This is a genomic window from Ornithinimicrobium pulveris (assembly GCF_050261105.1).
Lineage (GTDB): Bacteria > Actinomycetota > Actinomycetes > Actinomycetales > Dermatophilaceae > Ornithinicoccus.
In genome coordinates this window covers 308980-331434 of sequence record NZ_CP189837.1, presented here as the reverse complement: position 1 = coordinate 331434, position 22455 = coordinate 308980, and the positions used below count along the sequence as shown (strand labels likewise).

At 69.1% G+C, this 22455-nt stretch carries 24 protein-coding genes and 1 pseudogene; 11 read left to right on the top strand and 14 right to left on the bottom strand.

The features are described from left to right. Positions 1-63 precede the first annotated feature (63 nt). Positions 64-732, bottom strand: a complete 669-nt coding sequence (locus ACQBAT_RS01500) for a response regulator transcription factor (protein ID WP_420748401.1) — start codon at positions 730-732, stop codon at positions 64-66. After that, positions 729-2081, bottom strand: a complete 1353-nt coding sequence (locus ACQBAT_RS01495; RefSeq protein ID WP_420748400.1) for a sensor histidine kinase — start codon at positions 2079-2081, stop codon at positions 729-731. The genes ACQBAT_RS01500 and ACQBAT_RS01495 overlap by 4 nt, the downstream gene beginning before the upstream one ends. A gap of 142 nt (positions 2082-2223) precedes the next feature. On the opposite strand from ACQBAT_RS01495, the gene ACQBAT_RS01490 reads away from it, so the two are divergent. From ACQBAT_RS01490 to ACQBAT_RS01480, 3 genes are read left to right on the top strand one after another with little or no spacing between them, the layout of a single operon-like run. Continuing rightward, a complete protein-coding gene (locus tag ACQBAT_RS01490) occupies positions 2224-3141 on the top strand; it encodes an ABC transporter ATP-binding protein (RefSeq protein WP_420748399.1) in 918 nt (305 codons plus the stop codon). After that, complete coding sequence (locus ACQBAT_RS01485; protein WP_420748398.1) at positions 3138-4091, top strand: ABC transporter permease; 954 nt, start codon at positions 3138-3140, stop codon at positions 4089-4091. Before ACQBAT_RS01490 ends, ACQBAT_RS01485 begins: the two co-directional genes overlap by 4 nt. Next, positions 4091-4321 carry a hypothetical protein gene (locus tag ACQBAT_RS01480; RefSeq protein WP_420748397.1) on the top strand — a complete coding sequence of 77 codons (231 nt, stop codon included), beginning with the start codon at positions 4091-4093 and terminating at the stop codon, positions 4319-4321. The genes ACQBAT_RS01485 and ACQBAT_RS01480 overlap by 1 nt, the downstream gene beginning before the upstream one ends. Before the next feature lie 145 nt (positions 4322-4466). On the opposite strand, the gene ACQBAT_RS01475 is transcribed toward ACQBAT_RS01480, so the two are convergent. The 4 genes from ACQBAT_RS01475 to dnaK all read right to left on the bottom strand — a co-directional run bounded on the left by ACQBAT_RS01475 (position 4467) and on the right by dnaK (position 8691). Continuing rightward, positions 4467-4847: a heat shock protein transcriptional repressor HspR gene (locus ACQBAT_RS01475; protein ID WP_420748463.1), complete on the bottom strand. Its 381-nt coding sequence runs from the start codon at positions 4845-4847 to the stop codon at positions 4467-4469. 63 nt (positions 4848-4910) lie between these two features. Further along, positions 4911-5966, bottom strand: coding sequence for a DnaJ C-terminal domain-containing protein (locus ACQBAT_RS01470; protein ID WP_420748396.1), 1056 nt, complete (start codon positions 5964-5966; stop codon positions 4911-4913). A 137-nt stretch (positions 5967-6103) separates the two neighbouring features. Next, a complete protein-coding gene (locus ACQBAT_RS01465) occupies positions 6104-6784 on the bottom strand; it encodes a nucleotide exchange factor GrpE (protein ID WP_420748395.1) in 681 nt (226 codons plus the stop codon). Beyond that, complete coding sequence (gene dnaK, locus ACQBAT_RS01460) at positions 6781-8691, bottom strand: molecular chaperone DnaK (protein ID WP_420748394.1); 1911 nt, start codon at positions 8689-8691, stop codon at positions 6781-6783. Before dnaK ends, ACQBAT_RS01465 begins: the two co-directional genes overlap by 4 nt. Before the next feature lie 285 nt (positions 8692-8976). On the opposite strand from dnaK, the gene ACQBAT_RS01455 reads away from it, so the two are divergent. Further along, positions 8977-10722 (top strand): hypothetical protein, encoded by a 1746-nt coding sequence (locus ACQBAT_RS01455; protein WP_420748393.1) that lies wholly within the window; start codon positions 8977-8979, stop codon positions 10720-10722. Positions 10723-11163: 441 nt separating this feature from the next. On the opposite strand, the gene ACQBAT_RS01450 is transcribed toward ACQBAT_RS01455, so the two are convergent. After that, positions 11164-11775, bottom strand: a complete 612-nt coding sequence (locus ACQBAT_RS01450; protein ID WP_202976997.1) for a nucleotidyltransferase domain-containing protein — start codon at positions 11773-11775, stop codon at positions 11164-11166. An 85-nt stretch (positions 11776-11860) separates the two neighbouring features. Here ACQBAT_RS01450 and ACQBAT_RS01445 point away from each other — a divergent pair, with 85 nt between their 5' ends. Continuing rightward, complete coding sequence (locus ACQBAT_RS01445; protein ID WP_420748392.1) at positions 11861-12322, top strand: AAA family ATPase; 462 nt, start codon at positions 11861-11863, stop codon at positions 12320-12322. Positions 12323-12708: 386 nt separating this feature from the next. On the opposite strand, the gene ACQBAT_RS01440 is transcribed toward ACQBAT_RS01445, so the two are convergent. The 3 genes from ACQBAT_RS01440 to ACQBAT_RS01430 all read right to left on the bottom strand — a co-directional run bounded on the left by ACQBAT_RS01440 (position 12709) and on the right by ACQBAT_RS01430 (position 14311). Beyond that, on the bottom strand, positions 12709-13053 hold the full coding sequence (locus ACQBAT_RS01440; protein WP_420748391.1) for a type II toxin-antitoxin system HicB family antitoxin: 345 nt from the start codon (positions 13051-13053) through the stop codon (positions 12709-12711). Further along, on the bottom strand, positions 13050-13298 hold the full coding sequence (locus ACQBAT_RS01435; RefSeq protein ID WP_252595479.1) for a toxin HicA: 249 nt from the start codon (positions 13296-13298) through the stop codon (positions 13050-13052). The genes ACQBAT_RS01440 and ACQBAT_RS01435 overlap by 4 nt, the downstream gene beginning before the upstream one ends. 83 nt (positions 13299-13381) lie before the next feature. Beyond that, on the bottom strand, positions 13382-14311 hold the full coding sequence (locus ACQBAT_RS01430) for a tyrosine-type recombinase/integrase (RefSeq protein ID WP_420748390.1): 930 nt from the start codon (positions 14309-14311) through the stop codon (positions 13382-13384). Positions 14312-14595: 284 nt separating this feature from the next. On the opposite strand from ACQBAT_RS01430, the pseudogene ACQBAT_RS01425 reads away from it, so the two are divergent. Together ACQBAT_RS01425 and ACQBAT_RS01420 are read left to right on the top strand one after the other, a co-directional pair. Continuing rightward, positions 14596-15027 (top strand): annotated as a pseudogene (locus tag ACQBAT_RS01425) (IS110 family transposase); the annotation flags it as partial. A 131-nt stretch (positions 15028-15158) separates the two neighbouring features. Beyond that, positions 15159-15779 (top strand): transposase, encoded by a 621-nt coding sequence (locus tag ACQBAT_RS01420; protein WP_420748389.1) that lies wholly within the window; start codon positions 15159-15161, stop codon positions 15777-15779. A 209-nt stretch (positions 15780-15988) separates the two neighbouring features. Here the strand turns inward: ACQBAT_RS01420 and ACQBAT_RS01415 are convergent, their stop codons facing one another. Then, positions 15989-16624 (bottom strand): GPP34 family phosphoprotein, encoded by a 636-nt coding sequence (locus ACQBAT_RS01415; protein WP_377466778.1) that lies wholly within the window; start codon positions 16622-16624, stop codon positions 15989-15991. 131 nt (positions 16625-16755) lie between these two features. Then, a complete protein-coding gene (locus ACQBAT_RS01410) occupies positions 16756-17553 on the bottom strand; it encodes an acyl-CoA thioester hydrolase/BAAT C-terminal domain-containing protein (RefSeq protein WP_420748388.1) in 798 nt (265 codons plus the stop codon). A gap of 452 nt (positions 17554-18005) precedes the next feature. Between ACQBAT_RS01410 and ACQBAT_RS01405 the strand changes: the two genes are divergently transcribed. Both ACQBAT_RS01405 and ACQBAT_RS01400 read left to right on the top strand, forming a co-directional pair. Beyond that, positions 18006-18473, top strand: a complete 468-nt coding sequence (locus ACQBAT_RS01405; RefSeq protein ID WP_427197768.1) for an IS110 family transposase — start codon at positions 18006-18008, stop codon at positions 18471-18473. Positions 18474-18552: 79 nt separating this feature from the next. Then, positions 18553-19050: a transposase gene (locus ACQBAT_RS01400; protein WP_427197731.1), complete on the top strand. Its 498-nt coding sequence runs from the start codon at positions 18553-18555 to the stop codon at positions 19048-19050. Between the two features lie 93 nt (positions 19051-19143). Here ACQBAT_RS01400 and ACQBAT_RS01395 read toward each other — a convergent pair whose 3' ends face one another. After that, positions 19144-19464 carry a WhiB family transcriptional regulator gene (locus ACQBAT_RS01395; RefSeq protein ID WP_420748833.1) on the bottom strand — a complete coding sequence of 107 codons (321 nt, stop codon included), beginning with the start codon at positions 19462-19464 and terminating at the stop codon, positions 19144-19146. A 337-nt stretch (positions 19465-19801) separates the two neighbouring features. Here ACQBAT_RS01395 and ACQBAT_RS01390 point away from each other — a divergent pair, with 337 nt between their 5' ends. Next, positions 19802-20488, top strand: coding sequence for a TetR/AcrR family transcriptional regulator (locus tag ACQBAT_RS01390; RefSeq protein WP_420748832.1), 687 nt, complete (start codon positions 19802-19804; stop codon positions 20486-20488). An 82-nt stretch (positions 20489-20570) separates the two neighbouring features. On the opposite strand, the gene ACQBAT_RS01385 is transcribed toward ACQBAT_RS01390, so the two are convergent. Next, positions 20571-21380, bottom strand: a complete 810-nt coding sequence (locus ACQBAT_RS01385; protein WP_131105270.1) for a DUF2382 domain-containing protein — start codon at positions 21378-21380, stop codon at positions 20571-20573. Between the two features lie 157 nt (positions 21381-21537). On the opposite strand from ACQBAT_RS01385, the gene ACQBAT_RS01380 reads away from it, so the two are divergent. Continuing rightward, entirely contained in the window at positions 21538-22278 is a 741-nt protein-coding gene (locus tag ACQBAT_RS01380; protein ID WP_420748831.1) for a TetR family transcriptional regulator, read from the top strand. Positions 22279-22455: the final 177 nt, after the last annotated feature.

Sequence of the window (22455 nt, the reverse complement as noted above, 5' to 3'; positions counted from 1 at the left end):
GCGCTACCGTGAGCAGAGAAACTTCCACGCGGAGCGCGCGCAGGGGCGAGGGTCCGCGACGCTTCATCCCTCGGCATCGTGCACGAGCAGCGCGACCTGCACGCGGTTGGTCACACCGAGCTTGGCCATGATGCTGCTCATGTGCGCCTTGACCGTCGGCACGCCGAGGTAGAGCTCACGAGCGATGTCGGCGTTCGCACCGCCGCGGGCGACCGCACGAGCGACCTCGAGCTCGCGCTCCGTGAGGACCTCGAGCTGCCGACGTGCCCGACCGGCGCGATCCTCGGCCCTGCCGCCGCCCTCAGCACCTTCCCGGACCTGGCTGACCAGCAGCGCAGCAACCGAGGGCGAGAGGGCGTGGTCGCCGGCGGCCACCTCGTGCACCGCGGCCACGAGCCGGTCAGGCGGGGTGTCCTTGAGGACGAACCCCCGCGCCCCGACCCGCAGCGCCTCCATCACGAACTCGTCGGCATCAAAGGTGGTCAGCACCAGCACCTTGGTCTCGGGATAACGCGCCAGCACCTCCCGCGTGGCCGTGAGCCCGTCCATCCGCGCCATCCGGATGTCCATGAGCAGCACGTCCGGGCGGTACTTTCCCACCAGCGCGACCGCCTCGTCGCCGTCCTGGCCCTCCGCCACGACGTCCACCCCGTCCCGACCGCCGAGCATCATCCGCAGCCCGGCCCGCACGAGCGGGTCGTCATCGACCAGCACCACCTGCGGCCGGCTCATCGCTTCTCCCACGGCAGCCACACTCGCACGACGAAGTCGGTGACCTCCACCCCGGCCTCGAACCGGCCGCCCGCGAGCTGCACCCGCTCGGCCATCCCGGTCAGCCCGCGACCGCCCGAGGGCACCGCCCCTTCCTCGACGGCGGCCACCGGGTTGCTGACCACGAGGGACAGCCCCGTGCCCGGCCGACCGTCGAGCTCGACCGTGACCGGTCTGCCCTGGGCGTGCCGCCGCCCGTTGGTCAGCGCCTCCTGCACCACCCGATAGACGTGCCGGCCGGTGCTGGTGGGCAGGCTGACCGACCGCGCCCACAGCTCGGGTTCGGCGACGAGGCGCACCTCCTGACCGCTGCTGGTCACCTCGGCGACCAAGGACGGTATGCCGCTCAACCCCGGCTGCGGCGCCTCCACCGAGGCGTCCGCTGCTTGGTGCGGTCCGTCGTCATCAGCCCGGAGCACCCCCAGCACCTCGCGCAGCTCCTCCAGGGCCTGGTGCGCACCAGATCGCACCACCTCGGCCGCCTGCCGACGTTCCTCGGCGGGCAGGTCGTCGCGGTGGGCCAGCACCCCGGCGTGCATCGCCACCAAGGACAGCCGGTGGGCGAGCACGTCGTGCATCTCCCGGGCGATCCGGGCCCGTTCGGCCAGTTGCGCCTGCGCCACCCGGGCCGACTGCTCCCGCACCGCGACCTCCGCCTGGCTGCGCCAGCTGGCGACCAGCTCACGCCGGGAGCCGATGTTCCACCCGATCAGGATCGCGATCGCGTAGACGAGGATGACGAAGCCGGTGTTCACCCCGAGACCCGCCAACCCGTCGGCCATCACCGTTCCCTGCACGACGACCTCGTCCTCGGTCCCGAGGATGGGCGCGATCCACAGGTGGTGCGCCACATCGACCAGCAGGTTGAAGCCGATCACCACCGCCAGCGAAGGCACGTGCCGCAGTGTGGCCAGCGAGATGATCGCCAGCAACGAGGCGGGCAGCGCGAACGAGGACACCAGGCACAAGGCGCCCACGACGATCGCGATCGGCACCGGCCACCGCCGACGGAAGAGCACCAGCCCCACCGCGACCTGACCCAGGATCAGATCGAGGAAGACGAGCGTGGCCACCGGCAGCGAGGTGTCGTCCTGCCAGCCCTCGGTCGCGATCATCCCCACGACCATCCACGCGGACAGGCCGAGCACCCACACCAGGGCGATCCGCCAGGCGTGCTGCCAGAAGGTCAGCGCTCCGCCCGCTCGGTGCACCCCACCCGCACGGCCATCCCCTCCTCGGGGGGCGAGCACCTCGCGCCACCCGACGCGGGCCGCCCTGGTGGCGGGCGCGGGAGAGGTGGGGGTCGACATACGGGACAGCGTAGGTCGGGCGGGGTCTCGGGCGGCACCGCTGAAGGTCTGAACCACCCCCCGACTAAGGTAGGGGGCTGCCAGGCGAACTGCACACCCTCGGCCGATGTGCGCGACCACCCGGGCGGGCGAGGGTGGAGACATGATCCAGATCGAGCAGCTGACCAAGCGCTACGGCGCCTTCACCGCGGTGGATGAGATCACCTTCACCGCCCGTCCCGGCCGGGTCACCGGCTTCCTCGGCCCGAACGGCGCCGGCAAGTCGACCGCGATGCGCATGATGGTCGGCCTCACCACGCCCACATCGGGGACCGCGACGGTCCTAGGGCGGCCGTACCGCGCGCTGCCCACCCCCTCCCGCCACGTCGGCGTGATGCTTGACGCGACCGCGCAGCACGCGGGTCGGACGGGGCGCGAGACGCTGCTGCTGGCCGCGATCATGGCCGGTATGTCGCGTGGCCAGGTCGACCACGCCCTCGAGCGGGTGGGCCTGACCGCACGCGAGGCGGACCGGCGGGTGGGCAACTACTCCCTCGGCATGCGGCAGCGACTCGGGCTGGCTGGGGCGCTGATCGGCAACCCGCAGGTGCTCGTGCTGGATGAACCGGCCAACGGGCTGGACCCGGCGGGCATCCGGTGGATGCGCGGTCTGCTGCGGGACTTCGCGGCCGACGGCGGCACGGTGCTGCTCAGCAGCCACCTGCTGCACGAGGTCGAACAGATCGCCCAGGACCTGGTGATGATCGGCCGCGGCCGGATCGTCGCGCAGGGCACCAAGGAAGAGCTGCTCACCAGCACGGGCACGGTCGTGGACTCCCCCGACCGCGGGCGGCTGAGCGCACTGCTCAACGGCGCAGGCTGGAACCCGCAGGCCCGGCCGGAAGGTGGCTTCGTGGCCGAGGCGAGCGCCGAGGACATCGCCCGCCTGGCGCTGGCCGAGCAGGTGCTGGTCACCGAGCTGCGGACCGCCGGCGGGGGTGGCCTGGAGGAGATGTTCCTGCAGCTGACCGCGGATGACGCCCGCGAGGGTGTCACCGGGCACGAGCGGAGCGCGGCATGAGGACCACGACGCACGAGGAGAGCACGACGCAGGAGGAGACCAGGATGACGACTGAGACGAACGCGGCGACCGCGGCGACCGCGGCGACCGCGGCGACCGAACAGCCTGCACAGGGTGCAGGCCGGCACGACCACCCCGGCTCGGGGATGAGCGGGACGGGCGGGGAGAGGGGTGACACGGCATACCGGGCGGAGTTGGAGCCGGTTGGTTCGGTGCCTTTCGTCCGCCTGCTCTGGCTGGAGCTGCGCAAGATGCTGAACACCCGCGCGGGGCGTGGCGTGCTCATCGCGATCGTGGCGATCACCGCGATCGCGATGGGGGCGATGCTCTGGGTGCTGCGCGATGAGGGCGCCGAGCTGATGCCGCTGCTGATGGCCGCCAACGTGCCGCAGGCCATCCTGCTGCCGATCCTGGGCGTGATGACCGCGGCCAACGAGTGGAGCCAGCGGACCGCGCTGATCACCTTCACCCAGGAGCCGCGGCGGCTGCGGGTGATGGCGGCCAAGGCGCTGGCGGCGGTCGTGCTCGGGCTGGGCGTGCTGGCGATCACGCTGGTGCTGGCGATCGGTGGGCACGCGCTGTCGATGAGCCTGGCGCAGGGCGGCACGATCGACCTCGCGATGGGCTGGGCGTTCCTGCTGCACCTGGTCTTCCTGCAGGTCCAGGGCGTGCTCATGGGTGTCGCCTTCGGCGCCCTGCTGCTGAACGTGCCACTGGGCATCGTGGCTTACATCCTGGTGCCGGCCCTGTCGCCGGTGCTGTTCATGACGACCTCGTGGCTGCGTGAGAACGGCGCCTGGTTCGACATGACCCGGGCCGGTGAGCCGCTCCTCACCAACACCTGGCTCAGCGGCGAGCAGTGGGCCCAGATCGGCACCACCACCGCGCTGTGGGTGCTGCTGCCGCTGGCGCTGGGCTGCTGGCGGGTCGCGCGCAAGGAGGTCAAGTGATGACCGGGCTGGTGGGCCCCCGGCCCGGTCGTGGCCTGCTCGCCACCCTGTGGTGGCCGGTCTCCCTGGTGGTCGTCGTCGCGGTCTACGTCTCGCTGCACCGGGCTGATTGGGTCAACGACCTCCCCACGCTCCTCGAGCCGCTCGTGCGGGTCGGTCTGAGCGTCGCGGTGCTCTGTGTCGCTGCCGCCCTGGCGCCGGCCGGCGCGAGCCAGAAGCAGCACGCCTAGGCCCTACGCCGACGTCCGCCTGCCGACAACACGACGTGGGCCGCCCCGATCTCGGGGCGGCCCACGTCGTGTCCGTGCACCTCGGTGAGCGCACAGCGGTCAGCGCATGTCGGCGCCGATCCTGGTACGCGCACCGGTCAGCGCGTCAACGCTCCGGCCATCCCTGCGGTCGCCACACCGCGAGCGCGGTGCTGGTGGGCCGGCCCTCGGGACGGCGGCCGGCGCGCAGCGCCACCACCTCACCGGCCCGATCGGCCGCGAAGACCCGGGACTGCTGGGCGACCCGGGTGGCCAGGCGCTCGTTCTCCACGACGAGCTGGGCGAGGCGGGCGCGCATCCCCTCGACCTGGTGCTCCAGCTCCATGATCCGCTGGATCCCGGCCAGGCTGACGCCCTCGCCGGAGAGCCGCTGCACCTCGCGGAGACGGTCGACATCCTTGGAGGAATAGCGCCGCCCACCGCCCCGGGTGCGCGAGGGCACCACGAGGCCGAGGCGGTCGTACTGCCGCAGGGTCTGCGCGTGCATCCCGGCGAGCTCGGCGGCGACCGAGATCACATAGACGGGGGTCTCACGATCGACCACGGCTCATCACGCCCTCGCCCGCCGCAGCAGCTCGGCGCGGGGGTCGCCGGACTCCTCGGCGCGCAGCACCTCGACGGCCTCGCGGCCCTTGTCCGACAGCTCGGAGGGCACCTGGACCTGGACCTTGGCGAGCAGATCGCCGGTGGCCTTCTTGGTCGTGATGCCGCGGCCCTTGACGCGCAGGGTGCGCCCGGACGGGGTGCCGGGAGCGACGCGGACCTTGACGGTCGAGCCGTCCAGGGTCGGCACCTCCACGGTCGCGCCGAGCGCGGCCTCCGCGAAGGTCACCGGCAGGTCGACGGTCAGGTTGTTGCCATCGCGCCCAAAGACCGGGTCCTTAGTCACGGTGACGTGCAGGTACATGTCACCGGGCTCACCACCCTCGTAGGGCGAGGGCATCCCCTTGCCGCGCAGCCGGATCTTCTGACCGTCCTTGACGCCGGCCGGGATACGGGTCGTGATCGTCCCGCCGTCCGGCTTGCTCAGGGTGACGGTCTCGCCCGCCGCCGCAGCCCGGAACGAGATCGAGGTGCGGGCCTCGACATCCTCGCCCTGCGGCATACCTCGTCGGGCCTGCCCACGGCCACCACCAGGGAAGCCGCCGCCACCCGGGAACCCCTGGGCGCCGCCGGGGAAGCCCTGGCCGGTGAACCCGCCCTGGCCGCCACCGAAGGCGCCGAGCAGGTCCTCGATGTTGATGCTCTGTCCGCCGCCGGTGCTGAAGTGGACGTTCTGCCCACCCGCGCCGCCGCCGAACATCTGGGCGAAGACATCCTCGAAGCCGCCGCCACCGGGACCACCGGCACCCGCGGTGAAGCGGGCGCCGCCACCCATGGCGCGGACGGCGTCATACTGCTGGCGCTGCTCGGGGTCGGAGAGGACCGCGTAGGCCTCACCGATCTCCTTGAACTTCTGCTCGGCCGCCTTGTCCCCCGGCTTGGCGTCCGGGTGCCACTCGCGAGCGAGCTTGCGGTAGGTCTTCTTCAGCGTCTTGTCATCGACGTCCTTGGGGACGCCGAGGATGGCGTAGAAGTCCTTCTCCATCCAGTCCTGGCTGACCATCGGTCCTCACCTCCTCCGCACAGTCTGTCGTGCTGTCTGTTGTGCTGTCTGCGCTCGTGCCGAGCGCGTGCTCTGTGTCCTGTATGTCGTGTCCCGGCTCCCGCCCGGGCGTGCGCCCGGGCGGGAGTCGAGGTGGCTCAGGCCGGGTCGGCGACGGCGACGCGCGCGGCGCGCACGACCTGGTCGCCGACCTTGAAGCCGGGCTGCATGACCTGGACGATCGTCATCTCGGTCGCGCCTTCAGGCAGCTCCACGCCGGGGCTGTCCGCCGTCAGATGCATGAGCGCCTCGTGCAGCGCGGGGTCGAAGACCTCACCGACGAAGCCGGTGCGCTCCACCCCGAACCGGCCCAGGGCCTGCTCGAGCTTGGCGGCGATGGCGGCGAAGGGGGTGCCCTCCTCCAGGTCGCCGTGCTCACGGGCGGAGTGGATGTCGTCCAGCACCGGGAGCAGCGACTCGACGACGGCGCTGGTGGCCCGGCCCTTGTCCGCCTCCCGCTCACGCTGGATGCGATTGCGGAAGTTGACGTGCTCGGCCTGCATCCGTCGCATCTCCTCCAGCCGCTCGGCGGCCAGGGCGGTGTCGGGGTGCTGCCCGTCAGTCTCGGTCTGAGCAGCCGCAGCGTCGGCAGTGCTGTCAGCCTCGCCCTCGGACGCCTCGGTGTCAGCGCCCATGACCTGGTTGCCGGCGGGGTCGGGGCGACGCTCGCCCGTGTCGGGGTCGATGCGTCGCTTGTCCCGGATCACCGGACCCGTGCGGGGCTCCTCCCCGGCGGCGCCGTCGGCGCCGCCGGAGGGGTTCCCGTGCACATCGGTCACTTGGTGTCCTCGTCGTCCTCGACGACCTCGGCGTCAACGACGTCACCCTCATCCGAGCCGGCGTCGGCCCGGTTGGGGTCGACATCGGCCGCGCCGGTGCCGTCGGCGAACCCGGCGCCCGCTCCGGCGCCGCCCTCGGCGGACTGCTGAGCGGCATACATGGCCGAGCCCATCTTCTGGCTCTCGGTGGACAGGGTCTCCATCTTGGCCTTGATGTCCTCAGGGTTGGCGTCGCTGTTGGCGAGCGTCTCCTTGAGGTCGGCCAGCGCGGTGTCGACCGGGCCGCGGGCGTCCGCGGGGACCTGGTCGCCGGAGTCCGCGAGGAACTTCTCGGTGGAGTAGACCAGCTGCTCCGCGGTGTTGCGGGTCTCGGTCTCCTCCTTGCGCTTCTTGTCCTCCTCGGCGTGGGCCTCGGCGTCCTTGATCATCCGCTCGATCTCGTCCTTGGGCAGGGCCGAGCCGCCGGAGATGGTCATCGACTGCTCCTTGCCGGTGCCACGGTCCTTGGCGGACACGTGCACGATGCCGTTGGCGTCGATGTCGAAGGTGACCTCGATCTGCGGCACGCCACGGGGGGCCGGGGCGATACCGGTCAGCTCGAAGTTGCCGAGCAGCTTGTTGTGGGCCGCGATCTCGCGCTCACCCTGGTAGACCTGGATGCCCACCGACGGCTGGTTGTCGCTGGCCGTGGTGAAGACCTCGCTGCGCTTGGTCGGGATCGCGGTGTTGCGCTCGATCAGGCGGGTCATGATGCCACCCTGGGTCTCGATGCCCAGGGACAGCGGGGTGACGTCGATCAGCAGGACGTCCTTGCGGTCGCCCTTGAGGACACCGGCCTGCAGGGCGGCGCCGACAGCGACGACCTCATCGGGGTTGACGCCCTTGTTGGGCTCCTTGCCACCGGTCAGCTTCTTGACCAGCTCGGTGACGGCCGGCATCCGGGTGGAGCCACCGACGAGCACGATGTGGTCGATCTCGGAGACGTTGATGCCCGCGTCCTTGATGACCTGCTCGAAGGGCTGCTTGCAGCGCTCGAGGAGGTCGGAGGTCATCTGCTCGAACTGCGCGCGGGTCAGGGTCTCGTCCAGGTGGATCGGGCCGTTCTCACCCATCGACAGGTACTGCAGGTTGATGTTGGTGCTGCTCGAGGAGCTGAGTTCCTTCTTGGCCTGCTCGGCGGCGTCCTTGAGGCGCTGCAGGGCGATCTTGTCCTTGGACAGGTCGACCCCGGACTGGTTCTTCACCGTGGTGACCAGGTGGTCGATGATGCGCTGGTCCCAGTCGTCACCACCGAGCTTGTTGTCACCGTGGGTGGCGCGGACCTGGATGGTGGCAAAGCCGTCATCGGCGTCCTTGCCCACCTCGAGCAGGGACACGTCGAAGGTGCCACCACCGAGGTCGAAGACCAGGATGAGCTCATCCTCCTTGCCCTTGTCCAGGCCGTAGGCCAGGGCCGCGGCGGTCGGCTCGTTGACGATGCGCAGCACGTTGAGGCCGGCGATCTCACCGGCGTCCTTGGTGGCCTGACGCTCGGCGTCGTCGAAGTAGGCCGGGACGGTGATGACCGCGTCGGTCACCGGCTCGCCCAGGAAGGCCTCGGCGTCGCGCTTGAGCTTCATGAGGATCCGCGCGCTGATCTCCTGCGCGGTGTAGTCCTTGTCGTCGATCTTCTGGCTCCAGTCGGTGCCCATGTGGCGCTTGACCGAGCGGATGGTCCGGTCGACGTTGGTGACGGCCTGCCGCTTGGCGACCTCACCGACCAGGACCTCGCCGTTCTTGGCGAAGCTGACGACGGAGGGGGTGGTGCGACCGCCCTCGGCGTTCGCGATGATCTCCGGCTCGCCGTTGTCGAGGAAGGCGACGGCGGAGTTGGTGGTGCCGAGGTCGATGCCGACTGCACGTCCCATGTGGTGCTCTCCTTGGTATGTCGTGCGCCTCGCCCTCGTGGGCGGGCGCGTGGGTTGACACGTCTGCACTCAACTCTGGGGAGTCGGTCTGCTCTTGTCAAGCCGAGGCTCACCGAAGTTGAGTTCACTAGACTCAACTGCACGCTGTGCCATCTTGTTCCCGACGCCTAAACCGGCCTGCCGACAGCTGACTGTCGGATCCCATCTGAGATGTCGGAGTCCCACTTAACTGGCGGACGCGTGTCGGTCGTCCCAGTTAAGTGGCGGAGTGTCACGCCGAGTCTCGTGACAGCGGAGCAGCTGCTGAGCACCGAGGTCCGGTATGTCGATGCCGACGGCCAGGAAGTCGTGACGGCGCTCCGGAAGGTCGACCCCGCGAGATTGGCTCGCGCGCTGCCGGTGCGACGCACCTTGTCTCGTGCCGGGCAGCGTCACTACTCGGGGTTGTTCTGGTCCGCCACGACCCGTGGCCATGTCCCTTACGAGAGTCGGCTGGAGCTGGATCGCCTGTGGCTGGCGGACTTCGACCCGGATGTCACCTGGGTCGCGGCACAACCGTTGTGGTTCGCGGGCCGTGACGGCGACAAGGTGCGGCGTCATGCACCTGACCTGCTGCTCACTACGCGGGAGCTGGACCGGTACCTGACCTCGTATGCCACCGGCCGCGTCCCGGCGCCGACGTTCGGGTACTGCCCGGCCTGCCTGGCGCAGACCGGCGCCTGGCCGCGTGCGTGGCAGACGCGTCTGCCGGGGATCTGCACCACCCATGAGGTGTTCCTTCTTGACCGCTGTCCCAACTGCCGCCACCGGCCCTTCTCCACCCCGTCGTGGATCTCGGTGACCACCGAGCCATGCGTCTGCCCGCAGGTCACCGCCACCGGGACTCGGCCGCGCACCACCCGGCAGCGGTGCGGGACCGACCTGCGCACCCCGCAGGCCGCCCCGGCCACGCCGGAGCAGATCGCACTGATGATCCGCCTGCAGGCCGCCGCGCGCAGTTCTGCCTGCTACCCCGTCGACGCCGTCACCGCCGCCGGCTTCGAAACCACCGTCGAGGAGTACTTCGACGCCGTCCTGGAACTGGTCGATGAGCGGGTCGGGCTGACGAGCCTGCTGAACGCCGACCCCCGCACCCCTGGGAAATTGCTGGCCGCGCTCAGGACTGCGTTCGCCGTGCTCGACCAGGACGACGCGCACCGGGCCGCCGCGATGGCCGAGGACCGCGGGCTGCTCGACCCCCAGGGGCCGCATACTCCGATCATCACCGGCCACAAACTGCGCCGACGTCGCCATAACCGGCTGCTCGGCGCCATCCGCCTGCGCTCCCTGGAGGCCCACCTGTCCCCCACAGCGCAGCTGACTTTCCGCACCGCCTCGTCCATGCCGCGCTACCCACAACACTTCGACGGCATCCCTGCAAAGTTCTACTTCACCGCGCTGCCGGGACAGGTCGCCCTCAACCAGGTCCCGCAGCTCATCTGGCCCGGCGCCCTCACCCCGTGGATCAGCGACGATGACCTGCCCGCCCGCGCGGCCACGTCGATGCTGCTGGCCAAGGTCGGCAGCACCCGCCCCTGGTCCCTGATCGCCCTGGACCTGGGCCTGCCCGCCCGCCTTGCCCCCGTGCCCACCGCCCTGATCACCCGGCTACGCCGGAACGGGGAATGGGATGCGTTCCGGCAGGCCCTGGAGGACCTGGCGACCACCCTGGAGCGCGATCCTCCACCGATCGACTACTCCCGCAGGAGATGGGCCGCCGCCGACCGAGGCCGCCTCCTGCAAGCCGTGGAACTGGCCCGGGCAGATCAGGCTCACGACCTCCCCTTCAGCCTGGACCCCCTGACCGTGGCAGCGCTGACGTGGCAGACCTATACCGGCGGCAGCCTCACCCTGCACCCCTACCTCCACACGGTCCGGGCACCAGCCGAAGCCGACGCCGCGACCCTCCAGCTCGTCCGGTCCACCGCCGTGTGGGTGCACGAGCTGGCCGGCTGCCCCGACACCGGCCCACTGCAGTGGCAGCCACCTTGACTGCCCGGCCCCGAACCCTCACGAGAAGGGCTCGAGACATCCCGAGCACCACGCTCGCTGAGCAGCACCGAGACCAGCCGCCTTATGGCATTGGCCGTCGCCGACCTCGGGATCAAGCCCCACCCTGAATGGGTCGAGCAGTGGTTGATCGAGGAGGGTCACCTACTCCGCGATGCGGACCCCGTCAGGTGGATGTTGCCCATCCGTGAACAGCTGCGGTGCCTCAGACCACGACAAGACCGCCCCGCCAGCCGAGACGATGTCCTCGAGACGTGGATCAGCCACACCTTCTACCACCAGCCCCTGCCCGAGCTGGAGAAATGGGCCAGCCCAGGCGAAGAACGACCCGCCTTCAGGTTCAACGACCTTTTCCGGCGCCGCCCACAGCCCGGGTGATTTCGTGGAGGTCAGGTCGGCTCGCAACGCCCGCGGCGCGGCAGATCAGGACGTCAGCCGTTCCAGCCAGGGGTGTGTCGGAGAGGTGAGTGCGATGGCGTCGTGGAGCCACGTGCGCTGGGCGGGCCCCAGGTGCGCGATGGTGGCGTGGAGGTCGTGCTCGTCCTTGGGGCGAGGTGATCGGGACTTGTAGAGGAGTTGCACCTCGGGCGCGAGGTAGGGGATGCCCGAGGGCGACACCCGACGCGTGTCCGCAAGGCTCATGCGAATCCGCGGGTCTCGGCGAGACACCCAGTGGCTGCCGTCGGAATCGTCGATCATGAACTGCACCCGCCACGGGCCTTCGGCGTTTTCACGGCACCAGATGTCGTGCACGCTGGTCGGCAAAGTCTCGCCGGGTCGCCAGCGGCGCAGCGTTCCAGGTGGGTCGGCTGCGAAGATCTGCCAGTCGTGCAGGCGTTCCTGGATCAGCTGCTGGTCTGCACGCAGGACGAGAACGTCGATGTCGGCGTGTCTGCGGGTCTGTCGACCCACGAACAGGTCGATGGCCCAACCGCCCGCCACCAGCCAGGGGCGATCCGCTCCTCCCAGCAATACTTTGACCCCTGCCGGGGACAGGGGCGACCAGGGTCCAGTCACCACTGGTTCGACTCCCATGAAGACAGCCTGGCACGGCGGCCTCATCGTCAGGAATGCAGCAAGACTGTACGTTCGAGATGCTGGTCGTCCTAGGGTTGCGGTCATGCCTCGCGTCGTCTTCATGTGTGGCCCCGCCGGGTCCGGAAAGTCGACCGTTGCCCGCCGGCTTGAGGCTGGCGGCATGGTCCGGCTCTCATACGACCAGGAAGCTTGGAATCGAGGACTACTGGTGATGCCGTTGCCGCAGGCCACGCACGAGGAGATCGAGAGGCACCTTCGCCGACGTCTGATCCAGCTCCTCGAGCATGGCCGCGACGTCGTTCTGGACTTTTCGTTTTGGTCGCGCGCTATGCGCGACGACTGGCGTCGCCTTGTGGCTGAGTACGGCATCACTGCGGAGACCATCTACATGACGACCGACAGGGAGACCTGTCTGGAGCGCCTACGAACGAGAGCACAAGACCACGGGGACGACTTCATCCTGGACCCTGAAATCGCGGCCCACTATTTCGTCCACTTCCAGCCGCCCACGGACGACGAAGGCCCGCTGACCGTTCATTGCTGAGCCCAACCGCAGCGGGGTGTCCGGCCCTCGCGCGATGCGGCAGAAGCGTGCGTCAGGCGGCTGCGTGATCGGGGGCCTGACGGTTCTTGCGTAGCCGTCTGAATAGGTGGAGCAGCGACTGATGGACCGCAACTCCGACAGCGGTGTTCAAGGCAGCGAGGGCAGCTGCTCCGAGGAACTCAGTGGGTGACTCGATGATGTTGTCGAACCACAGAAACAGCGGCCAGCCCAGGGCCCCGACCACGAGGCAGGTCTTCCACCAGCGGCCTAGGACCAACCCGAACAAGAGCATCGCGGGAATCATCGGCCCCTCCTCAGATCCTCACCGTACGCCGTGAGACCCGGTCATGGCCATGCTGCCATCAGCGGCATTTCCGGAGGTTCGTTCAGGATGCGTCGCCAAGTTTGCGGATGACGTACTGGTTGAGGCTGAGGTGCTCTTCGGCTGCCTTGATGGCGAGCTGGCGGTGGAGTCGTTCACCGACGCGGAGGTTGAACTTGCCCGAGTAGCAGCGCGAGGACAGTGGGTCGGGGATCGGCTCATCGTTGCGGTGCATGTCCTCGACGACGGTGTTCACGAGATCGCGAAGGCTGTGCAGTGCCTCGTCCTGAGTGGGTGCGAGCCAGGACAGGGAGGGCAGCTCGAGGCAGGTGGCGACGAACTCTTGGTCCTCAGGAGACCAGGTGACGCGGTAGGTGTAGTGGGTGACGTCGGGGATCGTGGCGCTCACGGGGCTTCCTCCTTCTTGTCGATCGCTGCCAGGACCTGGCGGACCTGGTAGGCCTTGGCCTTGCCGTGGTCGTTCTGGATATTCACTCGCGGGTCCCCGGGCCAGGGCGTCTTGTACACGGCGTGGGAGCCGCCGCTTGTCCTGGGCGGTCCGAAGTAGTGCTCGCACACCTTGGCCAGGTCCTCGTACCGGATGTTGGCCGGATTGGCCCTCATCTGAGCCAGGATCTTCACAACTGACGGCACGACTGGATGGTACTACCCATAGTACCACTGAGCAAGGGTCGCGACCCGAAGCCGGGCTGGTCAAGGCGCGGACCGTCGTTCGTTTAGGTGCCGGAGGCCATGTAGGCGGCGAGGATGTAGTTGGGGTGCCGGTCGAGGTTCTTGCGTGCTCGGTCGTAGCGCATGGTGGTGCGGGGATCGGCGTGGCGCGCGGCGATCTGGACGTCGCGCAGGTCCACGCCGGCGTCGAGCATGGTGGTGACGAAGGTGTGCCGAAGCATGTGCGGGTGCATCCGCGGCAAGTTGATGCCGGCGTCGTCGGCCAGGTGGTGCAGGCGCCGGGTCGCGGCGTGACGGTCCATCCGTCCGCCCTGCCGGTTGCGCAGGATCGGCCCTTCCTCGCGGTGGTCGACGGCGCGTTCGATCGCGCGCTGCACGGCTGGCGGCAGGGGTGTCAGGACGACCTTGCCTCCCTTGCCGCGGACCTTCAGCACTCGGTGGCCGTGCTCCTCGCGCAGGTCCTGGATGTTCGCGCCGCACGCCTCGAAGATGCGCAGGCCGAGCAGTCCGAGCATGGTGACGAGAGCGAAGTCGTTGATGTTGGCGCTGGTGCGGCCGGCCTGCAGCATCGCCTCGAACTGCAGGTGGGACAGGCCCAGGGTGGGTGATTCGGGTGGAACGTGCGGGCGGCGGACGTGGTCGGCCGGGGAGGCGGTCAGGACACCGTCGATGACGGCCGTGCGGTAGAACCCGGCCACGACGGACAGCCGCCGGGAGATCGTGGACGGCTTGTACCGGCGGGTCTCCTGCATCCACCGCACGTACAGCTCGACGTGCACCCGATGGGCGGTCAGCGGGTCGACGTGGCGTGCGGCGCACCAGGCCAGGAAGGCGCGCAGGTCTGACTCGGTGTGGGTGCGCGTCTGCCCGGTGTAGCGGGCAAGGTGCGCCGCTATCGCCTGGCGCAGCGCGGCAACGGAGGGGTCGTCGGTCGAAATTGGAACGAGGGCGGAGGTGATCTGGAAGTTGTTCATGAACCATCCTGACCCGCAGATGATCGATGCGACCTCGAGCCGACCGACGCGCGGCTACTAGTTCTATTGACCTCAGGATCGGTGCCCGGCCAGGCTCGGTCCAGGTGGTCGGGGTGGTCGCTCGTTCGCGGCTGTCCATCCTGGTGGTGTGACTCTCATTTGGCTTGCGCTACCCCGGCCACCGACATGGTCGGGAGAGGCTGAAGAAGGGAATGCTCTGCTGGTAGTAGCGGTGCCCTCCTGACCGACCCACTCATGTCGAGGTCGTCAGGAAGGAACAGCTCATGGACGAGCAGGACACGGGTCCGGTCGTGATCGGGATGGACCCGCACAAGCGCACGGTCACGATCGAGGTGATGACCCCCACCGAGCAGATCGTCGGCCACGGCCGGTTCACCACCGACGAGGACGGGTTGACCGCGATGCTGGAGTACGCCCGGCGTTGGCCGGACCGGACGTGGGCGATCGAGGGCTGCGAAGGGATCGGCCGGCACGTGGTGGCCCGGCTGCTGCCGTTGGGTGAGCAGGTCGTGGACGTGCCGGCCAAGCTGTCCGCGCGGATGCGGATCTTCGCCACCGGGCAGGGCCGCAAGACCGATGACACCGACGCCCACTCCATCGCCCTGGTCGGCGTCCGGATGGCCGGACTGCGCAGCGTCGTCCACGACGAGCAGCTGGAGGTGCTGCGCCTGCTGGTCGACCGGCGCCGCCGCATCGGGGAGGACCACACCCGGGTCGTGTGCCAGCTGCACGCGCTGCTGCTGGAGATCGTGCCTGGTGGGGCCAAGAAGGACCTGTCCGCGGCTCAGGCCCGCAAGATCCTGCCGGTGTCCGACCGCGTGACGTCGTGGGCAAGACCCGCAAGCGCGTCGCGCTGGAGATGGTGGCCGACCTGGAGAAGACCTACCGGCGCAAGAAGGAGGCGAACAAGGAGCTCACCGAGCTCGTGGCCGCCACCGGCACCAGCCTGCTCGGACTGCACGGTATCGGACCCTCGGGCGCGGCCCGGTTGCTGGTCGAGATCGGTGACATCACCCGGTTCCCCACCAAGGGCCACTTCGCGTCCTGGACCGGCACCGCGCCGGTGGACGCCTCCTCCGGAGACAACGTGCGCCAACGCCTCTCCCGCGGCGGGAACCGGCACATCAACCAGGTGCTGCACATCATGGCCACCGTGCAACTGCGCACCAGGACCACCGAAGGCCGGGCCTACTACGACCGGAAGGTCGCCGCCGGCAAGACGCCCAACGCGGCGATGCGCTGCCTGAAACGACGCCTGTCCGACATCGTCTACCGGACCATGCTCAACGACATCATCACCACGGCTGGGACGGGCCCGGGAGGACACCGGGGCGCGTCACTGTCATCCAGCGCGGCCGGCTCACAGCCCCACACCGACACTTCGGATCAGTCACTTCCCGGACCCGTCACCCACCACCATAAAGCCCCCCTCAAGACCCCCGCTTGACAGAGAAGGGAGCCATGAGCGTGCGTATCGCGGCGCACCACCGGGGTCTACTCGCAGCCCTTCTCATACCTGTGAGGGAAGACCCCTATGGTCCCTTACTGACTGCTCGGCCGCTCACCGGAACAGTAGCGGGAAGCGGGAGATGCAGGTGCTCGGTCAAGGCTTTGTAAGCGGTCGAAACTCACGGAAGGGGCTGCGGTCGTGTGAAGTCAGACAGCACCCATTGCAGCTGCTGCCGCTCCGCCCTGCTCATTGGACACCAGCCTCACGAGCGGCTCGTCGACCCAGCGGTTATGCGATATGCGACGTGCCGCGGCCGACAAGTCCATCTTGACCCCTCGCGTGGCGAGCACTGGGGGCATCACATGACCCAGCCAGTCCGCTGCGCCCAGCAGGGCGAGGAGCGACCCGGCCCGGGCGTCGGCGTCGGTTTCCCCGGTCAGGACGTCGGCCAACATCACCTGAAGAGCCCGTAGCCGGTCGCGATCCGTGACCACGTAGTCCTTGGCCAGGGTCACTCCGAACAAGCCTGACTCGTCGAGCGCGATCGCTCCCTTGGCTACCAAGGCTTGCTCGACCTGGACCACGACCACCCGTCCCATGACCCGGCACACCTCGTCCAGGTGCCGTGGTCCCATGCGCTGCAGGCGTTCGATCGTCTCATCGAGAACTGTTTCGCCCGTGGGGCGAGCATCCAGCAGGGCAACGGTTCGTCCTGCGGTCACCTGGACTCGCTCAAGGGTGGCGAGCTCAGCCAGTACAGCGCCGGCGACCGCGGCGGCTACGAGAGCCGGGCGAGGCCGCCTGACGGCAGCGGCGAGCAGGAGCAGGTCCTCGGCGAGCATGAAGGCACGGTAACCCGCAACCACTTGGCAGCACCGAAGGTGACAGCCCGACCCTCCGCGTCCTGGCATTGGTAGGAGCGCGGCAACCCTGCATCCCGCATGCGGCAGATCCGGGCGTTTCGCACACATTCTCAGTGCAGCCGTAAAGTCGTCAGAAGACGAGGCCAGGCCATCTGGCCGAGGGCCGAATCGGCTTCGGGGGTGCCTCCGCGGGTCATAGCTCGCCCGCCGTCTGGTGCCCGTTCCCCTGGGAGGACGGTGCGGTGTCCGGCTTCTGGCAGGTGCACGTGGACGGTGTCGAGACCGTGGGACGCGCGCCGGCTCTCGATGGCGCGCGCGAAGTCGGCGGAAGGCCAGACTTGGTCATCGCCGCCGCTGACCAGGAGCATCTCGGGGATGTTCTCGACGCGGATGGTCGCCTGTTCGAGCACTTCCGCGCTTGCGGCACGTAGGGACGCTCGGTACACCGGCAGGTAGCTGGGCGGGCCCTGGTCAGGTGCGGGAGTAGATGGCCGATGGATGGGGACGAAAGGCAGACGGCGTCCCCGCCAGCTCCAGTGGGAGGTCCACCGCTGCTGGCTCTGGTCATAGCCTGCCCAGATCACGTGGGTCGGGGCGAATGCAGCCACAGCTCGCACACGCGGGTCGAGGGATGCGGTGACCAGCGCAGCCTCGGCCCCGAAGGAGACCCCGACGATCACGAGCGAGTCAGCCTCCTTCTCCAGGTGGTCAAGCGCCGAGGTGAAGGTCTCGACGGGGATCTCCCATGGCCCAGGTGATTGACCAGGGCCGCCGAACCACTGCAAAGGGAGCGCGATCGCCCCGTGCTCCGCGAACAGCATGGCCCGCTGAGTATCGACCCGGCCGCTGGACCCGGTCAGCACGAGCACGCCTGTGCCGGTCGGGTGCGCCGGCCGGAAGATCTCCACGCTCGCCACCGTAGCGACCACTTCCCTCTGCCTGACAACCAGACATCGTCACGGCGGCAGAGTCGGACGAGCGTAGCCGTCCTCCACGCGGCTACGTGTTTCATTGACGTCAGGATCGGGCCCGGCCAGGCTCGGTCCTAGGTGACCGGGATGGTCGTTCTCTTTGCGGCTGCCCACGCTCTTGGCGTGAGGCTCACAATTGGCGTGCGTCGTCCCGGTCACCGCCAGGGCTGCGAGAGGCTCAAGAGGGGTATGCCCAGCCGTACGTAGCGGTGCCCTCCCAGCTCGACATCTGTCGCGAGCAAGGAGGAGAGCATGGACGAGAAGGTTCCGCGGGTCGTGATCGGGATGGACCCGCACAAGCGCAGCGTGACGATCGAGGTCATGACCGCTGACGAGTCCGTCGTCGGCGGTGTGGCCGCTTTGGCACGGACGCCGAAGGGTACACCCGGCTGCTGGCCTACGCCCGTCAGTGGCCTGAGCGGGTGTGGGCGGTCGAGGGCTGCGCCGGTATCGGCAAGCACGTCGCCGACCGTCTGGTGGCCGATGGTGAGGACGTGGTCGACGTGCCGGCGAAGATGTCGGCGCGGGTGCGGATCTTCGCCACCGGGCAGGGCCGCAAGACCGACGCGACCGACGCCCACTCCATCGCCCTGGTCGGGGTGCGGATGTCCGGCCTGCGCCCGGTCATCAACGACGAGCAGCTCGAGGTGTTGCGGATGTGCGTGGACCGGCGCCGCTCCCTGGGCGAGGAGCACACCCGCAAGATATGCCAGCTGCACAAGCTCCTGCTCGAGCTCATCCCCGGCGGAGCCAAGACGTTCCTGTCCGCGGCCCAGGCCAAGGAGCTGCTCAAGAAGGTCCGCCCCACCACACCGGCCGGCAAGGTCCGCAAGGCCCACGCCCGAACTGACAGCTGACCTGGCCACGATCTACGCGCGGACCAAGGCCGCAGACAAGGAACTTAAAGCCCTCGTCGCCGAGACCGGCTCCTCGCTGATGGACCTGCACGGCATCGGACCCTCCGGCGCCGCACGCCTGCTGGTCGAGGTCGGGGACATCACCCGCTTCCCCGACCGCAACCACTTCGCGTCCTGGACCGGCACCGCGCCCATCGACGCCTCCTCCGGCGAGCACGTCCGCCACCGACTCTCCCGGGGTGGGAACCGGCAGATCAACCGGGTGCTGCACGTCATGGCCATCGTCCAGCTGCGCACGAGAACCACCGAGGGCCGCGCCTACTACGACCGGAAGAAAGCCGCGGGGAAGACGTCGATGGAAGCGCTGCGGTGCCTCAAACGGCGCCTGTCCGACCTGGTCTACAAGGCGATGCTCGACGACCTCGCTGGGCACACGACGACGGGCCCGGGAGGGCAAAGGGGTGACGACTCTGACTCCAGCGCGACCGGCTCACAACCCGCTGCCGGCTCTTCGGACAAGCCACTTCCCGGACCCGCCACCACAAAGCCTAGAACGACCCTGCCAGCGGCGTCTTGACACAGAGGGGTGCCAATACCGGATGCCTACTCGTGTGAGCCGGACGTCGTCTGCAAACCGTGCTTCCGCACGTAGCACGCCGGCGGCAAGTGCTCAGGCGCTTAATTCGTCTTCGTCGGGTTCTCTCGATTGGAGATCTGCAGAGATGGGTTCTCCTCGCAGGATGGCCTCTCGGTCCTCCTCTGTGAGGCCGCCCCAGACGCCGTAGGGCTCGCGGACGCGCAAGGCGTGCTCGCGGCACTCGGCCAGGACGGGGCATTGCTCGCAGACGGCGGTTGCGCGCTGGTCGCGGCGCCGGCGGGAGGGGCCCCGTTCGGCCTCGGGGTGGAAGAAGAGCTCGGGGTTCATCGTGCGGCACAACCCCTTGTGCTGCCACTCCCACAGCTCGGCGATCGGCTCGGGCACAGTACTCACAGCAGCTCCTTTGAGGTCCTCGGCTCGTCGGTGGGCATGGGACAGGTCGGAGTTAGGGGGATGGCGGGAGCGGCAAGGTCTACGACGACCTGCTCATAGGGTGCGTCTCCGCGGCGGACGTCGATCCGCTCGCGCAGCGCCGCGCGTCGGGCCAACCAGTCCTGCAGCGTTGCCAGCGGTGATCGAGAACGCCGCCAGGGCGCCTCCCAGGGAGCTCGGGGGTGCTCTGCTGCCATGTGACCCCTTCGATTGCTTACGCCGTATACATTGGTGTTTACGGCGTAGACTCTAGCGGATCTGGGAGGCTGGTCAAGGACCGCAGAGAGCAAGGAGTGAGATGCCCGAGCACGAGGAGCTCGACCGTGAGCGTGTGGTCGCGGTGGCGCTGGAGCAAATCGATGCCGGAGGCCCTGGCGGGGTGAGTCTGCAGGGGATCGCGGCCCGGCTTGGGGTCCCGGTGCCGGACCTGTACCGGGTCGTGACGGGCCAGGAGGACCTGCTGGAGGCCGTCGTGGCGCATCTGGCCTCCCGGATCGAGGCGCCGTTGGACGAGCAGCTGACGCGCAGCTGGCAGGGTTACCTGCAGGCGCTGGCCCACCGCACTCGCGAAGTCATGGCCGAGCACCCACGGGCCTTTGCGTTGCTGGCGACCCGCCATCCGGCCGCGCCCTGGCTCAGGCCGCCACTGCGCAGCCTGTCGCTGGTGGACGACTTCCTGGACCGGTTGATCGGTCATGGTTTCCGCGATGCGTCCGCGGTGCGGACCTACCAGGACTTCACCTCCTTCCTGCTCGGGCACCTGCTGCTCGAGTCCAGCATGCGCGGTGCGGAGACCAGCCCGCCGGAGGTGGCCCTGGACGAGGGCCGGGCCGAGCTGCCCACGACCGACGGTGAGCAGGACGTGCGTGAGCACGCCCACCTGGTCCGGCTGCGGCCGCTGCTGGCCCAGGACACCAGCGAGGAGCAGTTCGAGACCGCGCTGGAGACCCTGCTGAACCGGCTCGAGATGGAGCTGATGCAGTAGTCCCGCTACCGGTACGGATAGGCAGAGCGCCCGGCCGCCCCTCGCGGGACGGCCGGGGCGCTCGTGTCCTAGCGCTGCTGGCTCAGCGACGCGTGGTGCCGGGCCTGGTGGTGGTGTCGTCCTCGACGACGTCGACCTCCTCGCGGGCGACATCGGTGGTCACGTCGCGCTCCTCGGTGACGGTGCGCCGGTCGATGCCCACCTCCTCGGTGGCCACGACGTCCTTGCCGACGACCGGGCGCTCCTCGTGCACGGCCACCTCGACCTCGTCCTCACCCAGGTCAGCGGTCGTCGGGGCGTCGCCGTGGACCGGCTCACGGACGATCTCGTACTCCTCGCGCTGCACCGGCACGGTGACGGTCTCCTGCTCGGTGACCACGTGCTTGCGCAGCCGGACCCGGCCGGTCTGCACCTTCTCGGTGCCGACCCGCACCTGCTCCTCGTGCAGGGTCATCCGCTCGTCGTCGCCGCGGCGCTCCACGTCGCCCAGGTCACGGTCGCGGTCGTCCCCACCCGCACCGGTGACGCCGGCAGTGTCGACCCGGCCACCCAGCTGCTCGCCGTCGGTCGTGCCGGTCGAGCCCACCTTGTAGTAGCGGTACAGCTCATCCTGCTCAGCCTCGGACAGGTGGGCGTCGGACTCCATGTTCGGGGCGTCCTTGACGTAGGACTTCTCATACGGGACGCGGATGCGGCCGTCGGCGTACTCGGCGTCGTCCAGCGGCACGAACGACTCGTTGGTGCCGAAGAAGCCGGTCTTGACCGTGACCCAGGCGGGCTGCCCGGTGTCGTCATCGAGGTAGACCTGACCGACCGACCCCAGGGTCGACCCGTCCCGGTCGACGACCTCGGCGGTGTACAGCTGGTCGATGTGCTCAGTGGTGATGCGCATGCTGCGCTCCCTTCTGCTGTGATCGGGGGTTCCGAACTTTTACACCGTAAACAGACGGTGCCGTGGACGGCATCCCGAATTGGCACCACCCCACGAGGTCGGCTACCGAGCGTGGTGACAGAGCAGGTGGCGAAGCCGGGTGCCTACACTGGAGCGGATGCAGGCGCACCCGGTGACACCCACGGCCGCGGCGTCCGGCCGCAGGCCGGGACGTCGGGGCCGTCCGGCGCTGGACCGCGACCGGATCATCACCGCCGCGCTCGCACTCATCGACGAGACCGGTGTCGAGGCGCTGAGTATGCGCTCTTTGGGTAAGCACCTCGGTTTTGAGGCCATGGCGCTCTACCGCCACGTCGAAGGCCGCGAGGACCTGCTCGAGGCTGTGGTGGACCGCCTCATGTCCGGCCTGGAGCTACCGCCCGACCCGGGGACCTGGCAGGAGTACCTCAAGGTGGTCGCCCACCAGGTCCGGGGCCTGGCTCAGCAGCACCCGCGTGCGTTCCCCCTCGTGGCCACCCGCCACCCAGCCGCCCCCTGGCTGCGCCCCCCGCTGCGCAGCCTGGACGTCGTCGAGCACTTCCTCTCCACCCTCCGGGCGCAAGGCTGGTCACCGACCGGCGCCGTCGAGGCGTACCAGGCCTTCTCCAGCTTCCTGCTGGGCTACCTCCTGCTCGAGGCCGCCAACGCCGGAGCCCCCACCGGACCTCCCGATGCGCCCCTGGACGAGGGCCAGTCCCGCACCGGGACCGGTCCCGCCGTCGGACACGACAGTGACACCGACCTCAGCGGCTACCCCACCGTGCGAGAGCTCCGCCCTTATCTGGAGGAAGACAGGACCGACGCCGAGTTCGCCGCCGGTCTGGCGTCCGTCCTCGACCGCCTCAGCAACCTCAAGTAGGTCACCACCTGATGCGGCTCGAGCGGTAGGGACGCTGCACCACCTCGCTAGGACGCAATTTCCCGCAGACAACGCAGGGGACGTGCTGTTTACGCTGTATGATTCTGGAAGGCGCGATGGGACGGGACACCCAGGACGCTAGGTGGAGGCCGGCTGGGGGAGTTCGCGCGGTGTTGA

Excerpts from the sequence above, each read along its gene's own strand:
- ACQBAT_RS01500 (WP_420748401.1), bottom strand. The coding sequence starts at position 732 with ATGAGCCGGCCGCAGGTGGTGCTGGTCGATGACGACCCGCTCGTGCGG.
- ACQBAT_RS01495 (WP_420748400.1), bottom strand. The coding sequence starts at position 2,081 with ATGTCGACCCCCACCTCTCCCGCGCCCGCCACCAGGGCGGCCCGCGTC.
- ACQBAT_RS01490 (WP_420748399.1), top strand. The coding sequence starts at position 2,224 with ATGATCCAGATCGAGCAGCTGACCAAGCGCTACGGCGCCTTCACCGCG.
- ACQBAT_RS01485 (WP_420748398.1), top strand. The coding sequence starts at position 3,138 with ATGAGGACCACGACGCACGAGGAGAGCACGACGCAGGAGGAGACCAGG.
- ACQBAT_RS01480 (WP_420748397.1), top strand. The coding sequence starts at position 4,091 with ATGACCGGGCTGGTGGGCCCCCGGCCCGGTCGTGGCCTGCTCGCCACC.
- ACQBAT_RS01475 (WP_420748463.1), bottom strand. The coding sequence starts at position 4,847 with ATGCACGCGCAGACCCTGCGGCAGTACGACCGCCTCGGCCTCGTGGTG.
- ACQBAT_RS01470 (WP_420748396.1), bottom strand. The coding sequence starts at position 5,966 with ATGGTCAGCCAGGACTGGATGGAGAAGGACTTCTACGCCATCCTCGGC.
- dnaK (WP_420748394.1), bottom strand. The coding sequence starts at position 8,691 with ATGGGACGTGCAGTCGGCATCGACCTCGGCACCACCAACTCCGCCGTC.
- ACQBAT_RS01450 (WP_202976997.1), bottom strand. The coding sequence starts at position 11,775 with ATGGGAGTCGAACCAGTGGTGACTGGACCCTGGTCGCCCCTGTCCCCG.
- ACQBAT_RS01445 (WP_420748392.1), top strand. The coding sequence starts at position 11,861 with ATGCCTCGCGTCGTCTTCATGTGTGGCCCCGCCGGGTCCGGAAAGTCG.
- ACQBAT_RS01430 (WP_420748390.1), bottom strand. The coding sequence starts at position 14,311 with ATGAACAACTTCCAGATCACCTCCGCCCTCGTTCCAATTTCGACCGAC.
- ACQBAT_RS01415 (WP_377466778.1), bottom strand. The coding sequence starts at position 16,624 with ATGCTCGCCGAGGACCTGCTCCTGCTCGCCGCTGCCGTCAGGCGGCCT.
- ACQBAT_RS01400 (WP_427197731.1), top strand. The coding sequence starts at position 18,553 with ATGGACCTGCACGGCATCGGACCCTCCGGCGCCGCACGCCTGCTGGTC.
- ACQBAT_RS01390 (WP_420748832.1), top strand. The coding sequence starts at position 19,802 with ATGCCCGAGCACGAGGAGCTCGACCGTGAGCGTGTGGTCGCGGTGGCG.
- ACQBAT_RS01385 (WP_131105270.1), bottom strand. The coding sequence starts at position 21,380 with ATGCGCATCACCACTGAGCACATCGACCAGCTGTACACCGCCGAGGTC.
- ACQBAT_RS01380 (WP_420748831.1), top strand. The coding sequence starts at position 21,538 with ATGCAGGCGCACCCGGTGACACCCACGGCCGCGGCGTCCGGCCGCAGG.